Genomic DNA, 15,936 nt, shown 5'->3' on the forward strand with positions numbered 1-15,936 from the left:
TGGCAGCCATCGGTTGGCCCTTTTTAAGAGAATGTCTTTAAACCATTCCCTTACCGGATAAGCCGATGACTCTCACCATCCTTACGAATTTACCCCACGCCGTAAGATTCTACTCGCAATAATATATTAGTTACCGCCCACAGCACTGCTGTCACCACCATTCTCATGATCCCCCCATGTTACCAGCGTGTTATCTTGTTTGAGTGCAGCAAAAGTGATTAGATAGTCTGGACATTGTTAAGTAATTTCATTGGTGCTCTCCTTATACATTTTTTTACTAAAAAAATTGTTCTTTTCTTGCACTGGTTACGATACATCTCTGCACACGCCTAATGTAAGCGTGCAGTGAACGCAGTAATTGACGGCTATCTATTTGAGGCAGCAACGTCACATGGCATTAGCTGAGTTACTATATTGGAAGACCAATCCGGCAGAACGCTCAGGTTATCGCGAAAGTAAGCTTCCTGAGCGATACTGCTCAGCCTGCATGTTCCTGACATTCCATACACTAGCGCGTTACTGCGTCCACCAACTTGATCAAAGATGCTGTAGAGACGTTCACTCGCTATCGCCTGCCATGACCAGGCTGACTATGATGCCAACATCACGGAGCTGCTTCTGCGAGGCATTGAGCTCAGCTGCCAGAATTACTTACTCTCCAGCAATAACCACGGTAAGGGCGCCTTCAAGATATTAAAGGCTCTAACGAATGTCTGAATCTGCAACATATCACCAGTCACAGTCTGAGTGGCATTCCAGAGTTCCATTATGTTATTTTTTTCTACAGCAGTTCATTTAAATTACACTGAATCACCAGTGCAACTTCCTGGGTAGTTAAAATAATATAGATGCTATCATTGATTTGAATGTTTATGATAATGGCACCAATAAAATCTATACACAGTAGTGCAGGTCGAGAATATTCCTTTTGGGATGTTAAATAAAAAGTGAGTCTTGAACTAGTGCTGCAGCATAAAGCCAGAGAATAAAATCGCGACTTACATTTAAAATGTTTGCAGGGTGTGGTTGTTCCTGATGTGTAAAATATTCCAGAAAGAGGGTTTTGAAAAATTTTTTTAAATTTATTAGTTCAGTAATATGCATTTGCATAATTTTAGTGAGACATAAGATGAGCGGCCTGTCATTATTTAACGCGGGTTGGCATAATTGCCAGTGCTGCATGAATGAGTTGTTGCTACACCCCGTAATTTCCATCGTTGAGACCAGAATTAAAAATATTAGGCAGTGTCCTTTAATTATTTTATTAATTTTAACTTATTGTTTGTAAATAATACTTGGCCATGACTTGCAGAGACCATACCTGATGAAGCATGGTCTTTCATCCAGACTCACCACAGGCGAACAACTCCAGTTCGCGCTGTACGCTGTACATTTTGCAGCGCATGCTGATCTTATCGATCATGTATTCGTGCGAAACGTAGATCATCTATTACTGCCGGGATCACCATGACGCTGTGGGATTTACAGGTAACCATACCACTTGGCAGATCAATACCATGAAGGTATGCGCGAATAATGCTTAATGTCAGATGCAATTCACTCATATTACACAGTCCGGCTGGTAAGGCAAAGCAGTATCCCTATCCATAGCTTGCCGCATTTACGCGACAGAAGATTCCTCCCGGAGCACCTCGATATTCATGGAAATGATTGAATGATCTGCCTGTGGACAATTTTTACGAAGCTTGATAATACAATTACCGATGAAAAATATAACACCTTCATAACTCACGGAAGCATAAATCTCTATTTCATGCTCAGTGACCGGTTGAGTGAATTTTTATGTCGTTACTACTTGTTGAGTTAGATAATATTTTTTCCCTGATGATGTTAGGTCGGAAAACACCTACACCCCGTTAGAAATTGCATTCAGCAACACAGAGCTAAAAGCAGTGGTCATGATGATCAAAGATACGACAAAGTAATTTCATCGGTTGGGCGAATAGATGCGGAGCAAAAAACAACCAACCTGTGTGTATCTTTTTCTGGCTTAATTTTCGGTGAATAAACGAAATACTAATCGTGTGGGGAATTGCTACCTAAGGTGTGAATAGTTGCGAGTCTCGCTGTACACTTACTGGTTTTTATAATATCCATTTATTGCAGTGAGCAATCTTCCAGATGAGCCTCTTTACCTCAGCGCTAATGCAGCCAGCTGTTGATGGTCAAACATTTGTAAGCTGTCGCCAGGTCGAATGTGACTACGCATAAAGCCATATATCTACTTCACTTTCTGGAGGTCGCGCGGTAAAAATGCTATATTGCTGGAACTTCCGGTTACGTAATTATCGGGGTGTATACCCGTTATTTTTTCAAATTTCTGTTCTAACTCAGCAATGCGTAACATTGCCTGATATAAAGCATGCTCAGTCGCTCCACGTTCAGCACAAAGACGTTGACGCTGCGCTTTCAATTCACGGCAGGATTTCCGATACTGTATTTTTAGTCTTCTTTCATTGTCCCGCTCATTTCGCAATGATTCTAGCATTTCATGATTACTAGTGTTAGTGGCTCTGACCTGAGTTGTCCCTGAATTGTACCGGGATATGGATTCAGCGGCACGTATCCGAAATTCTGAGTAGGGTTTGTAATAAAGTGTTCCACTTCCTACTGCAGCCTCTTTCGCCAGCCTGGCCATGGATAGTTTTTTTCCGGGTGTAACATACTTACCTTCGTTTCTGAGCAGGCGCGCAAGTGCCTCTTCAAAGAGCTGCAACTGGATTTCTGTTTTACATAATTTTTTATTCATTTTTCACTCCACTGAATATTAATGCTGTTTGCCGGAGTATACGTTTCGAAGTCGATGTCATGGTCTGACATAATTTTTTCACAGGCACGGATCCCGACCAGTGTTTTAGCGAGCAAATTGGGTTGATTCAGATGTTGATTGAGTGCCTGCTTGTGGCGTCTGATAAGTCGTTCGCGCAAATCAGCTCGCAACAAGGCATGCTGAGTCATAATGACATCATGGCTGCATAGTACCGGATTGATAAGAGGGTCTATAGTACAATCCAGTCGTTCACAACGGGGATTAAGGCACAGGCTATGCCCGTTATCCACTATGGTTAATTCACCTTTACGGATAGCCGCAGTGATTTCCTGCCGGCTATGAAAAATGATATTGCCCTGGGCTATTTGCTCCCGGATCTGAGTTCCTGCCCTACCTGAAACAGGTTCGTCTGTAAGATAAATTCTTTCTGCAATATCAGTCATTAGCAACATATTCATTTCAGCTAGCTCGGCCTGAATTTCGGGGTCCTGTTCCATATCAAATTTTCTGGCAACGTCAGCATTATGTCCGTACCATACGGACATGCTGATGTTCGTGTGGGCAAACTGCTGCTTCACCTGTAAGAAAGAACCAAAATTATTGCGTAATAGAAAAACTGCAAATGTGCGCCTGAACTGATGCGTTGCGATTGGCCAAAGACTGTCAAGAGGGATACTGCTAGTGTTCCACTGGCTGTTTAATGCCTTAAACTCGGCTAAGTGTTCCTTCCTGAGGTAGGCCCCCTTCGAACCATCCTTTGCCGGCGCTGTTGCCACGAGCCTGTCCAGCGCATTCTTCATACTTGATTTTGTCACAACAATTTTTTTTCCTCTGACTCCCAGGGCCAGGAAAAGAGATTGCCCATGTTCAATCATTTTGTTCGCCGCGTTGTATCGCCCGGCCTCACTCAACGTAGTAGCTTGCATTTTGAGTTGGGCTCTGCGTGGTTCCGTTATTGCCGCCAGTAAGTTGATTGCTGTTTTTGCGACCGGGGCTGTAACCCAGGCGTGGCGGAGCGGTGAGCCCTGATTGAGCTTGCTGGTTTTTCCTGCCAGAAGACTGTGAGTGATACCTTTATGTGTTTGTTCCTGGTAAGAACCCGCATCAAGCTCAAACCATTCGCCGTAGCGCATACCGCTGACAGCACCAATTACAGTACCGCAGGCTGCCAGAATATCGTTATAGAGGACGGTGAGAGTATCAGTAGGTGCATAGATATAATTAGCTTCTTTCGCCAGAGCCATCAGAAAAGGCCTGCGACTGATTAATATATTCTTTAGTGCCTTTGGTTTGTGTTGTTCCCGTAGCGTCAGATAGTGACTAAAAAGTGAGGCCAGTTCCTGGCGTGAACGGTGCCATTTTTCTATACGATGTATTGCATGAGAATAAATTTGTACTGCCACAGGTTGTGGGATGGCGAGTGTTTGTTGTGATGTTTTGCCCTTGTCAGCGAGTTTATCCGCAAGCAATGCTATGTTTGTATAAGGGAAATTAATAAAACCATAGCGGTGTGCCAGTGCTAACGAGGCAAGGAGGTGTACGACTCTTCCGCCTGCCAGTTTTCGGGTACTGATTTCCTCCATTAACTTTTGTTGCATATGCGGTAGCGTAAGCGCTGACATCTCTGGTATTCCACACCGGATACAAAGTTGTGAAAGTCCTGCCCAGGCACTGAATCTCCTTGACACACCGGCAATACCTTCGCTGGACGTTCGTCGCTTTTCAAACAGATGAATATACATTAGGTGCCTGACAGAATTGCGAAACGCTTCGGGAACCCTTGTCCAGTTCCAGAGGGCGCTAGCCTGGCTGTTACCCGAGCGGGTGTGAACATAAGCTCTGAAGTCCCAGATATCGTCAAAAAAGTAGCTAAGAGGCTGGTTATCAACATCGTAACTCACAATAACTTCGTTTAAAGGAAACGAGGCATTGCGATCTAGTTCCACCCATTCTGGGGCTGTTATACCTGGATTATTTTTTCCTGGTTTGAATCGCGCCTGCATTATCAGACTCCTTACCAGATATCGTACAGGTCTGCCACTGCGTTCTCATCATCCCAGAGAGGATGAGCCTTGAGGTTTAATTTACCGACGGCTTTTGCATATACATCAGGATAGTCTCGCTCAACTTCTGCTAGCATAATCTGGATTTTTCCCATGACATCATTAATCCGTGCAACGGGAAGATGGTGGTTAATGGCCGGTCGTTGAAGACTTTCGGTAAGACTTTCACGGAAGCTCAGCATGCACCAGATATCGTCTACTTCCGCGACCAGGGCCTGAAACTCACACCCAAAGCAATCAAGAAATTTGAAACACGCAATCGATTCCTCCTTGCCCAGCAGGCCGCTGGCGACCAGTTCACGTTTCAGACTTTGTGCTTTATCTCCAAAAGGTTGTCTGCATCGGGTTCCCATTTTGGTCGAGGCTGGCTCCACATCTCCATTGGCAATGATTTCCATTGCCCGTAAAGGTTTTCCATATTTTGCCTCAACAACTTTTCTAGCCTCATCAATGCTGACACCACGGGCAGTGAGCTCAAGCGCCTCGGCGGCACTACCCAGTCGATTTCTATTATTATGCGGATTGCCATTCATATAGTGCCTTGCAGCAGTCTCTTTAAGGTTGTTAAGACCCTCAGCAACGATAGCTACGGAATTTGTATCCGTCATCAGCCCGTCGCTCTTACTTTGCCGGAAGCGACCGATTACTGGTCTTATCTGGTGGGGAGCGCGAGCCATGAACCAGTTAATGTAGCTGGTTATATCTGCTGAACAGATAAATCCATCGTACTGGTCGTTGTCAAAGCGAGGGAAAAGGTAAGCCTCTTCCGGAAGATTGAAATACTCAAGGCAGCTCAGATAAATACTAAAAAAATCCTTTCCTCGCCGGGTGAATCCCATATCCCATGTGTTTTCTTGCCCTCCCTGCCGGTCCTTTTTACTAACCATTCGATAGAGATTAATTGTTTTATCGAAATGGAACTCCCGCTCTGTAACGTCTCTCCGACGTAATTTTCTTAGCGGTGTATTATTATCTCCGGTGAAATTAGCGGTAAGAAACAACGCAGTTATTGTGAGTTTATTAAACCAGAGGGTGCTGTTATAAGTGGAAATATCCCAGTTTGTTTTTGGCTGGTCAAAAGGACAGGTTATTGGTTCACCTTTTTTTAGTCGACTGGCGAGCACATTAAATACTCTGAACAGGTCACGTGAAACACCAATTTGTTCTTCATCAGAGTAAGCCTGCGTCTTCTTTACCATCACATTGTGGCGGGCAACTTTTGGCATCAGGTTAGCCAGTGCATCGTACCCGGCCCAGAACAGGAATGCTGAAAATCTCTCGCTCATTCCACGAATGTTTGCATGAGATTTAGCATTATTATGCACCAGGTTGCTTATATGTTGTGCGTAAGAACTGACGGCTGACTCGGTCAACTCTGCCAGACGCAGGGTTGTGTCACAGTAGCGGAAAAAAAATACAACCATATTAAAATCGGTGAATATGGTGCTTCCGCTTAGTATATGGGTCCTGGCTGCCAGCCATTCGTAAATACGTAACACCAGAGGTAAACGTTCGTTATGTTTGTTTGCATTGTTGACAGCCCCAGCTCTTGGAACACCGTCATAAAGTAAACGAAAGACGTAAATCGGCCTACATGTATTGTCTTTGCATGCATGGTGCGCTACAGAAATAATTAAATCATCATCACCTGACGAACCGGAATGATTGTGGGGGGAAGATTGTAACGTTAGTGAGGTTGATTTCTTCATCTTAGCCTCTATGAGGGGAATGCAAATTACTCCATACACCAATGGTGTTGTCATCTCCGTATATCCGATCCAGACCCTCCTGGTAGATACGATCAGATTGTCTCGCCAGGTAGTTATCTTCCCAAAATTTAACGTAGAGTGAGGTTGTCTGAGGAGATGAATGACGTAAACGAGCTTGAACTTCTGACTCAACCTGGTCTCTGGTCATGACGGGTTCACCTGGATTCCGTGGATGACTACAGGGATAAGTAAGTTTCATTAAAGCAATTGTCAGGTACGTAGCATAGGTTGAACGAAGATTATGAAATTTATGCGAAAATGTGGGCATATTATAGTCGATGCGAATAGCATTGCGGATTTCGCCCCAGCGGGCATTGAGTGAGTTTTCGTTGTATGGATATCCCCGGTTATTCAATAATAATGGTGGATGCTGACGGGCTAAGGAATCCGGGGTTAACTGGAGGTATTTTGACAATCGTTTTCTGTATCGTGTGCTTTGCTTATAAGCGTATAACTGTCTCATCAACCAGACCGGTATTTTAATTTCACCTGACTCGCTACGTTTAGTATGGCAACGATTACCTGGTCCAATCATTAAGGTAATTGTGTTTTCATCGACAGAGATTGGCTGAATCAGAGTGCTGCTAAACGTAAGCACCTCCATCCTTCGCATTCCTGTATATAAAGCAAGATATATGGCTATTCGAGTTTCAGGAGCAATAGTCTTTGGAATATATTTATCATTTATTTTAGTATAGCTTCTCCCTTTTTTAAGAACGCCTAGCAAAGATTGTAACTCAGGCCGTTGTTCTTTCAGCAAAGGGCGCAAATGATTCGGGAGTCGGGATTTTTTTATTTTGTCACGTGCTGTAATTTTTAGGTCAGTTGTTCGAACCTTTATATAACGATTTACATGTCCCAGCATCCGCTCATCAGCAATATTAATCTCACTGAACTGGCATGGTGGTCGTTGAAACACATCACCATACCCCATCCAGTAGACATACATGCCGGCAACTGCTCCCCTATAACTCTTTGCAGTCGAGCTTGCGAGTCGTCGTTTACCGCTCTGTGGATCAACTTCATCATGCTGAGCCTGAAGATAATCACGGAACCGATAGAGAGGTCGCATGTGGCTTGCCCTGGGCATATCGTTCCAGGAAAGTTGCTCCCTTTCTAAAAAGGAAAAAAACAGCGTTAACGCTTTGGCAATGCATGAGAGATCTTGGTGCTTATCAACTGCTTTACAATGAATTAAATACTCATTGGCAGCATTAATTGGGCGATCTTGTGAATCAAAGAGGAGGTACATATTTTTTAGATGTATGCCATCTTGGCTCCAGGATGTTATGAGCTCACCATCTTTAGACAGGCTAAAGGCTGGTGTTGCCTCAATAAAAATATCTCCGACGTTTAAATAACGTACAGACATAGTATCCTCCCATCGCTAGTTCACTTTGAGTGTAGGATGCTTTGCAGTATTACTCGAAAAATTTTTGAGGGATCAAATGTGGGGGTTATCTCAGAGAGAAAAAGTGTGGGGGTGCCAGATATCCTGCCAGACGCCGTCAACTAATTGTCCCATGCTTTCCTCCGTCTTCTTTCCGTCTTGAAATGACAAAAGCGAGGAGATATCTCCTCGCTTTTTTATTCAGTATAGCGTGCTTACCACTTCTTATTCAGAACTCGGTCGATGCTGAATGCGCCAGGACCGGTGATAGCCAGCAGCAGGAAGCCGCCTGCGATGGTCAGGTTTTTCATGAACATCAGGGAGTTCATGCCTTCCGCAAAGTTGCTGTGGAAGATAAACGCGGTGAGCAGGGTGAAGCCCGCAGTGAACAGCGCGGTAGTGCGAGTCAGGAAGCCAAACAGAACCGCCAGGCCGCCGCCGAACTCAAGCAGAATGGTCAGAGGCAGCAGAAAACCTGGGACGCCCATCGCTTCCATGTACTGTTGTGTCCCTGCATAACCGGTAATTTTGCCCCAGCCCGCAGTGATAAACAGAATTGGCATCAGGATACGTGCTACCAGCAAACCAACATCTTCTAATTTTTTCATTTTACTCTCCAGGAAACCACTTGTGCGGCTCATCATTATTTGTCTGCAAATCCGGGTAGATACCGCGTGTTTGCTGTCGATGGAGAGGATAATAAACGTGACGAATGACAATTGTTAGCAAGGAAAACTGTCAATCTTCTTCAAAGATATTGAGTGAGTGGAATCAGGGAAATGTGCCGGGTGGCGGCTTCGCCTTACCCGGCCTACGGGCACGGCTTGGTTTTGTAGGCCGGGTAAGCGTGAGCGCCACCCGGCAATACCACAGATATTAAGATCGTAACTGCTGCTGGCGCAGCGTCGCTTTCACCAGCCGCCAGGCGCTCCATACACCGAAGCCACGGCGTGCCATGCGGACCAGCATACTCGGATGACGTACTGACCAGATGGCCATAACGCTACTGCCGACCATCACCCATGAGCGCAAACTCAGGAACGTATTCCAGCGACGGTCGTAAGATTGCGTCACGTCGAGCCAGTCGCGACGGCAGGCGGTTAGGTCCAGCCGCTGCTGCTGGATCTGGCTTAGCAGATACGCTTTGCGCTTGCGACGTTCCGTTGTGCTGCTCACGGCTTGTCTTCCTCCAGCAGTGCGCGGTCGTTGGCAAGCTCCTGACGAGTGTGACGCAGCAGCGTAGAGCTGCGCGCTTTATGCAGCGTCCAGACGCCACCAATGAGCGCAGCCACCAACAGCACCACGGTTGTGGCGATCATCGCGTTCAGACGATACTGCGGATCGATAGCCCAAATGATTAACACCATCAGGCTCATCAGTCCGAACGCGGCGAAGAGCATGGTTAAACCCAGCATGAGCAGCATCTGGAAGAGATTGGCTTTCTCCTCTTCCAGCTCCACGACTGCCAGTCGAACCCGCGTTTCGGCAATGCCGACCAGCGTAGTCAAAATACGCTGGCCGATGCCGAGGACGTTTTTTGCCGGCCCTTGTGCGTGACGAGGATCTTCCATATCAGCGACGCGTCAGTAGAACGCCCAGAACGACGCCGACGGCGGCACCAATACCCACGCCAGCCCACGGATTATCGCGGACATATTCGTCTGCCTTAGCAGCGGCTTCGCGGGTCTGTTTCGCCAGCACATCACCGGTTTCACCCAGACGATAGCGGCTCTCTTTCAGCGCACTTTCGGCTTTAGAGCGCAGTTTGCTCAACTCTTCTTTCGATTTGTCGGTCGAAGAGTTCAGCACCTCTTCCAGGGTATCGGCCAGGGATTTCAACTCAGCGCGCAGATTTTCTGAAGTAGTATCTTTAGACATGATTTTCTCCTGTTGAGATTTCCGTTAACTCAATAATCGCGAGCTTCCAGGGCTTTCAGTTCTTCCTGAGCCTCTTTCAGCTTAGCTTCGCGCTTTGCAACTTTATCCGCATCACCTTTCTCTTGCGCTTCTTTCAGGTCTTGACGGCGTTCGACAATCTCGTCCTTCTGTTCAGCGATTTTCTTCTGGTGATCGGCACGCAGCTTGCTGTCTGAGCAGTTAGCTTTCACTTCGCTCAGCGCTTTTTTCAGACCGTCGATACGATGCTGATTGTTATGCTTTTCGGCATAACTGATCTCGCGTTGAATGTCCTTTTCTTTCTCCTGACAGAGAGAGTTCGCGAAAGAAGCGGTGCTTAAAGAAAACAGAGCCAAAGCCAGAGTGATGCGGTATTTCATTATAGAAACCTTCCATTGTGTTACGGCACTTGTGAAGAGTATGCCGCTTTTCCAGTGTCATGCGGAGAACTTCTGAGGGGTGCTCCGCGTACTTAAGCATAGTAAGTAAACGGGGTTATCACCAAAGTGAGTGAAAAGATTCAGAATCCTGGTAATTAACCAAATCGATGCGAGGTGTCTCGCAGCCGTGTTAACCATAGCGCAGTCTGACTCTCATCGTCCTGCAGTGCAACGATATAACCCTGAGGCAGGGACCGGTCCAGCACTTCTTTTGCGGCGGTGCTTTGCGCACTGGAGTCAAACTTAATCAGTAAAACGTCGTCTTCAGGCGTGATGCTTTTAAAGCGAATGCCGTTCGCATCAAGATGATGCCAGACAGAAAAACCGTCTGGTACGCTGGCGCCCTGACTCACCGGGCGAATGGACAGCGTCGATTCCTGATGCTGAACGGCCGTCCATACCAGCACTATCGCGCTGAGAATCATCAGCGCGATCAAGGCAAAGGATAACCGGCGCAAGGAACGCGGTGTGATTTCCATATTAGTTTCTGGTCCCGTATTTCTTTTTCAGCAGGACGTAAACCGAACCCAGAAGACCAAAGACCAGCAGCACCACGGGCAGCAGCATCAGGCAGGACATCAACTGATCTTCATATTTCAGGAACACCGGCGTTTTACCCAGTAGATATCCCAGAGAAGTTAAAATCAGTACCCACAGCAGGCCGCTCATCCAGTTGAAGAACTGGAAACGCGCGTTATTAAGGCCAGAAAGGCCTGCGATGGTTGGCAATAGAGTTCGAACAAAGGCGATGAAGCGCGCAATCAGCAGCGCTGAAAGCCCATGTTTATGGAACAGATGGTGTGCGCGTTGGTGATAGTGTGCCGGAAGATGGGAAAGCCAGTTCTGGACGATGCGCGTATTACCCAGCCATCGCCCCTGAATATAACTCACCCAGCAACCGAGGCTCGCGGCGATGGTGAGCAATAACACGGTTTGCGGAAAGGCCATCGCCCCTTTGGCACACAATACGCCAACCAGCACCAGCAGGCTGTCGCCGGGTAAAAAGGCAGCAGGAAGTAATCCGTTCTCTAGGAACAGAATCATAAACAAGACAAAATAGAGCATGCCAATCATGGAGGGATTGGCCAGGGTTTCGAAATCCTGGGCCCATAAGGCATTCAGTAGTTGGGTCAAAAGTTCCATTCAGTGTTCCTGGAAATCGGTTAACGTCTCGCCTGTTATCCGGGTCAAACAGCAAAGCGACATGATTTATGATTTCATTATGGTCGCTCGCGGACACATTGTGGTGGCCAGAACTGTTCCCTGTTAAGTGGCTAGGTAAGCAAGCACTAACTAAAAAATGCAATTTGCATCCAATTGTAACAAAGCCCAACGTAATACGTCACAGATTTTGCGATCGGCCGGGGAAATGATTTTGGCCTATGGAGAGGAAGTGACGCGAGGGTATTTACACAGGCTGACACTATATATGTTTACTGACCCACGATATGCCGGAAGGCGCAGCGGTGCGCCTGCCAGCGAGATGGTGAACTATTTTGCCTGACTGGATGCTGTATCAAGATGAACCACCGGATTATCGGCAAAAAGATAGCGGTCGGCGTTAAATTCAAAGTCATCACTGGTTTCGTTGAACAGCATCAGCTTGGTGTTTTCCAGATGTTGCCACATCGCCAGTTTTGCGGCATGCGGGTCTTTACGAATCAGCGCTTTAAGAATTTGATCGTGATCGTCGCACCAGTTGTCGACGGTACGCGAATCAATGTGATCGTGTAATTTCTTCCAGTACGGGTTGTGAACGCGCTGAGTCCACATTTTTTCGACGATTGCTGCCAGGGCGGTATTTTGCGTGGCCAGCGCCACCTGAACGTGGAATTGCAGATCCCATTCGGAATCGCGGAAACATTTTTCTTTGCGCGCCTGATCCTGAATTTCCATCAGTTTCATGATGTCCTGCTTGGTCACCTGGGTTGCAGCAAACTCAGCGATATTGCTTTCTATCAGCTGACGCGCCTGGAGCAGTTCAAACGGACCATAGCTGGCAAATTCCAGACTTTCGTCCGGCACCGGAGAGTGTTTTGGAAGATTGGAAATCACATGAATGCCTGAACCTTTGCGCACTTCAACGTAGCCTTCGACTTCCAGCATGATGATGGCTTCACGCACCACGGTGCGGCTGACGCTCTTCTCATCAGCAATAAAGCGTTCGGCAGGCAGTTTATCACCGACGAGATAGACACCTTGCTCGATGCGATCTTTCAGCTCGGCAGCAAGTTGCTGATATAAACGACGTGGTTCGGTGATTTCCATATGCGCTCCAGGCAGGGTACGGCAGATGATTTGTTATACCACTTTTGCGAGCCAGTCTCCAGATTTCCCCATGAAAAAGCCGCCCTGGAGGCGGCTTCGTTGATATCAGATAAAAACGCTAACTTTGTTGTGCAGGCCCACCGACCTGAGAACTGAGTAGTTCCTCGGCGGACTGGTTTTTCAGCACCGTCCAGATAACCACGGCACCCAGCAGGTCGAAGATAGCCAGTACCGCGAACAGCGGGCTGAAGCCGATGGTGTCAGCCAACGCACCGACCACCAGAGCGAACATGGTACTTGCGGTCCAGGCGGCCATACCGGTCAGGCCGTTGGCGGTCGCCACTTCGTTGCGTCCAAAGACGTCAGAAGAGAGCGTAATCAGTGCGCCAGACAGGGACTGGTGAGCAAAACCACCGATACACAGCAGGCCGATAGCCACGTAAGGGCTGGTGAACAGGCCGATCATCCCAGGGCCAATCATCAGCAGCGCGCCCATAGTCACGACCATTTTACGCGAGACAATCAGGTTCACGCCAAACCAGCGCTGGAACAGCGGTGGCAGGTATCCGCCGACGATACAACCCAGGTCAGCAAACAGCATTGGCATCCAGGCAAACATCGCGATTTCTTTCAGGTTAAAGCCGTAGACTTTAAACATGAACAGCGGGATCCAGGCGTTGAACGTACCCCAGGCCGGTTCTGCCAGGAAGCGCGGCAGGGCGATACCCCAGAACTGACGGGTGCCCAGGATCTGCCAGACGGACATTTTTTTGCCGTTGTTGGTTTGGTGATGGGATTCCTGACCACCAATAATGTATTCGCGTTCTTCGTCAGACAGTTTCTTCTGATCGCGCGGATGTTTGTAGAAGATCAGCCACGCCATCGCCCAGGCAAAGCTCAGTGCGCCAGAGATGACGAACGCTAACTGCCAGCTGTGCATCACGATAGCCCACACCACCAACGGTGGAGCAATCATCGCGCCGATGGAGGAGCCAACGTTGAAGTAGCCGACCGCGATTGAACGTTCTTTTGCCGGGAACCACTCAGAGCTGGCCTTCAGACCCGCAGGGATCATCGCTGCTTCTGCGGCACCAACCGCACCGCGCGCCAGTGCCAGTCCGCCCCAGCTTCCCGCCAGTGCCGTCGCGCCACAGAAGATAGCCCAGGTCACGGCGAAGACGGCGTAACCGACTTTGGTGCCAAGGATATCAAGGAGATAGCCCGCTACAGGCTGCATGATGGTATAAGCCGCGGAGTAGGCCGCGATAATATAGGAATATTGCTGCGTGGAAATATGCAGCTCTTCCATTAGCGTTGGCGCCGCCGCCGCTATGGTGTTACGCGTCAGGTAACCCAGCACGGTGCCAAGCGTCACCAGTGCAATCATGTACCAACGTAACCCTTTAATTTTACGCATGTAAAACCTCATCGTTATAGTATTGCCGCGCCGGAGCACGGTACATCTCGACCGTTTCCGGGAGCTGTCTTGTAACGGGAGGGCGTAACGGGAGTGACTCCCGGAACGGCCCGAACCTTGCCAGTTGTAATCGTGCATAAGTCGGTATCCGTACCGCTAATTCCGGTGTTCAAACACCGGTAATGCATTCCGTCGGCTTATATGTTGCGACGGCGAAAAGATAACTTGTCATACAACTTTAAAAGGTGAGTGACATCACAAATGTGTGAATCTTTGTGTGGTCATTATTAACCCTGCTTGAAGCCATATACGGCGCGGCTTACGACGGGGTTTGCTCCTTAAGGGGTAATTTATTTGTCGACGTTTATTGATCTAACTCACGAAAAAAACATCGGTCTCTGGAAATTGGTGTGATAACTTTGCAGCATCTGAACACAAGCTTTAGCTTTCCGACGCTCTCGTGATAGAGGAAGACGATAATGACGCCGTTTATGACCGAAGATTTTCTGTTAGATACCGAATTTGCCCGCCGTCTGTACCACGACTACGCAAAAGACCAGCCGATTTTCGACTACCACTGCCACTTACCGCCGCAGCAGGTTGCCGAAAATTACCGTTTCAAAAACCTGTATGACATCTGGCTGAAGGGTGACCACTACAAATGGCGCGCCATGCGTACCAACGGAGTGGCTGAACGCCTGTGTACCGGTGATGCGACTGACCGTGAGAAGTTTGACGCCTGGGCTGCAACTGTTCCGCATACCATCGGCAACCCGTTATACCACTGGACGCATCTTGAACTGCGTCGTCCGTTCGGTATCACCGGCAAACTGCTGTCGCCTGCGACCGCTGACGAAATCTGGAACCAGTGCAATGACCTGCTGGCGCAGGACAAATTCTCCGCGCGCGGCATCATGAAACAGATGAACGTGAAGATGGTCGGCACCACCGACGATCCGATTGATACTCTGGAACACCACGCGGTCGTGGCCAAAGACACCTCTTTTGATATCAAAGTGCTGCCAAGCTGGCGTCCGGATAAAGCTTTCAATATCGAACAGGCGACCTTCGGCGACTACATGGCGAAGCTGGCTGAAGTCTCTGATACCGATATCCGTCGTTTCACCGATCTGCAAACCGCGCTCACCAAACGTCTCGACCACTTTGCGGCTCACGGCTGTAAAGTCTCTGACCACGCGCTGGATGTTGTGCTGTTCGCCGAATCTAACGAATCTGAGTTGGATAACATCCTGGCGCGCCGTCTGTCCGGTGAATCCCTGACCGAGCACGAAGTGGCTCAGTTCAAAACCGCCGTGCTGGTGTTCCTCGGCGCGGAATACGCGCGTCGCGGCTGGGTGCAGCAGTATCACATCGGTGCGCTGCGCAACAACAACCAGCGCCAGTTCAAACTGCTGGGCGCAGATGTGGGCTTCGACTCCATCAACGACCGTCCAATGGCCGAAGAGCTGTCAAAACTGCTGAGCAAACAGAACGAACAAAATCTGCTGCCAAAAACCATCCTCTACTGCCTGAACCCGCGCGATAACGAAGTGCTGGGCACCATGACCGGTAACTTCCAGGGCGAAGGGATGCCAGGCAAGATGCAGTTCGGTTCCGGCTGGTGGTTTAACGATCAGAAAGACGGCATGGAACGTCAGATGACGCAGCTCGCGCAGCTGGGCCTGTTGAGCCGCTTCGTGGGGATGCTGACCGACAGCCGTAGCTTCCTGTCTTATACCCGCCATGAATATTTCCGTCGCATTCTGTGCCAGATGATTGGCCGCTGGGTGGCTGCGGGTGAAGCGCCGGCGGATATCCAACTGCTGGGCGAAATGGTGAAAAACATCTGCTTTAACAATGCGCGCGATTACTTCGCCATTGAACTGAACTAAGGCCGTTTGA

14 protein-coding genes are annotated in these 15,936 nt (G+C 48.3%); 1 reads left to right on the plus strand and 13 read right to left on the minus strand.

Translation table 11 applies throughout. From position 1 onward, the window contains the following. Positions 1-2,242: 2,242 nt before the first annotated feature. The 13 genes from JBO43_RS14290 to JBO43_RS14350 form a co-directional block, all read right to left on the minus strand. Positions 2,243-2,770 carry a hypothetical protein gene (locus tag JBO43_RS14290; protein WP_202668798.1) on the minus strand — a complete coding sequence of 176 codons (528 nt, stop codon included), beginning with the start codon at positions 2,768-2,770 and terminating at the stop codon, positions 2,243-2,245. Beyond that, on the minus strand, positions 2,767-4,794 hold the full coding sequence (locus JBO43_RS14295) for a hypothetical protein (protein ID WP_202668799.1): 2,028 nt from the start codon (positions 4,792-4,794) through the stop codon (positions 2,767-2,769). Before JBO43_RS14295 ends, JBO43_RS14290 begins: the two co-directional genes overlap by 4 nt. Before the next feature lie 11 nt (positions 4,795-4,805). Continuing rightward, entirely contained in the window at positions 4,806-6,563 is a 1,758-nt protein-coding gene (locus JBO43_RS14300) for a hypothetical protein (RefSeq protein ID WP_202668800.1), read from the minus strand. Position 6,564: 1 nt separating this feature from the next. Beyond that, positions 6,565-7,995 carry a site-specific integrase gene (locus tag JBO43_RS14305; protein WP_202668801.1) on the minus strand — a complete coding sequence of 477 codons (1,431 nt, stop codon included), beginning with the start codon at positions 7,993-7,995 and terminating at the stop codon, positions 6,565-6,567. A gap of 233 nt (positions 7,996-8,228) precedes the next feature. Beyond that, positions 8,229-8,621 (minus strand): DoxX family protein, encoded by a 393-nt coding sequence (locus tag JBO43_RS14310; protein ID WP_184957379.1) that lies wholly within the window; start codon positions 8,619-8,621, stop codon positions 8,229-8,231. A 268-nt stretch (positions 8,622-8,889) separates the two neighbouring features. Then, a complete protein-coding gene (locus tag JBO43_RS14315; RefSeq protein WP_095283504.1) occupies positions 8,890-9,189 on the minus strand; it encodes a YqjK-like family protein in 300 nt (99 codons plus the stop codon). Continuing rightward, positions 9,186-9,584 carry a phage holin family protein gene (locus JBO43_RS14320; RefSeq protein WP_095283503.1) on the minus strand — a complete coding sequence of 133 codons (399 nt, stop codon included), beginning with the start codon at positions 9,582-9,584 and terminating at the stop codon, positions 9,186-9,188. The genes JBO43_RS14315 and JBO43_RS14320 overlap by 4 nt, the downstream gene beginning before the upstream one ends. A 1-nt stretch (position 9,585) precedes the next feature. After that, positions 9,586-9,891: an ElaB/YgaM/YqjD family protein gene (locus JBO43_RS14325; RefSeq protein WP_095283502.1), complete on the minus strand. Its 306-nt coding sequence runs from the start codon at positions 9,889-9,891 to the stop codon at positions 9,586-9,588. A gap of 29 nt (positions 9,892-9,920) precedes the next feature. Continuing rightward, positions 9,921-10,289: a DUF1090 domain-containing protein gene (locus tag JBO43_RS14330; protein ID WP_095283501.1), complete on the minus strand. Its 369-nt coding sequence runs from the start codon at positions 10,287-10,289 to the stop codon at positions 9,921-9,923. Between the two features lie 155 nt (positions 10,290-10,444). Beyond that, entirely contained in the window at positions 10,445-10,828 is a 384-nt protein-coding gene (gene mzrA / locus JBO43_RS14335; RefSeq protein ID WP_202674574.1) for an EnvZ/OmpR regulon moderator MzrA, read from the minus strand. Between the two features lies 1 nt (position 10,829). Continuing rightward, complete coding sequence (yqjA, locus tag JBO43_RS14340; RefSeq protein WP_095283499.1) at positions 10,830-11,492, minus strand: DedA family general envelope maintenance protein YqjA; 663 nt, start codon at positions 11,490-11,492, stop codon at positions 10,830-10,832. A 348-nt stretch (positions 11,493-11,840) separates the two neighbouring features. Further along, complete coding sequence (gene exuR / locus JBO43_RS14345) at positions 11,841-12,617, minus strand: transcriptional regulator ExuR (RefSeq protein ID WP_095283498.1); 777 nt, start codon at positions 12,615-12,617, stop codon at positions 11,841-11,843. A gap of 118 nt (positions 12,618-12,735) precedes the next feature. Next, the gene (locus JBO43_RS14350) at positions 12,736-14,034 is read right to left on the minus strand and encodes an MFS transporter (protein WP_095283497.1); all 1,299 of its coding nucleotides are present in this window, start codon (positions 14,032-14,034) and stop codon (positions 12,736-12,738) included. A 479-nt stretch (positions 14,035-14,513) separates the two neighbouring features. Here JBO43_RS14350 and uxaC point away from each other — a divergent pair, with 479 nt between their 5' ends. Then, a complete protein-coding gene (uxaC, locus tag JBO43_RS14355) occupies positions 14,514-15,926 on the plus strand; it encodes a glucuronate isomerase (RefSeq protein ID WP_202674575.1) in 1,413 nt (470 codons plus the stop codon). The last annotated feature ends 10 nt before the right edge of the window (positions 15,927-15,936 follow it).

Origin of the sequence: Lelliottia jeotgali (assembly GCF_016771845.1) — a bacterium.
Classification (GTDB): Bacteria; Pseudomonadota; Gammaproteobacteria; order Enterobacterales; family Enterobacteriaceae; genus Enterobacter; species Enterobacter jeotgali.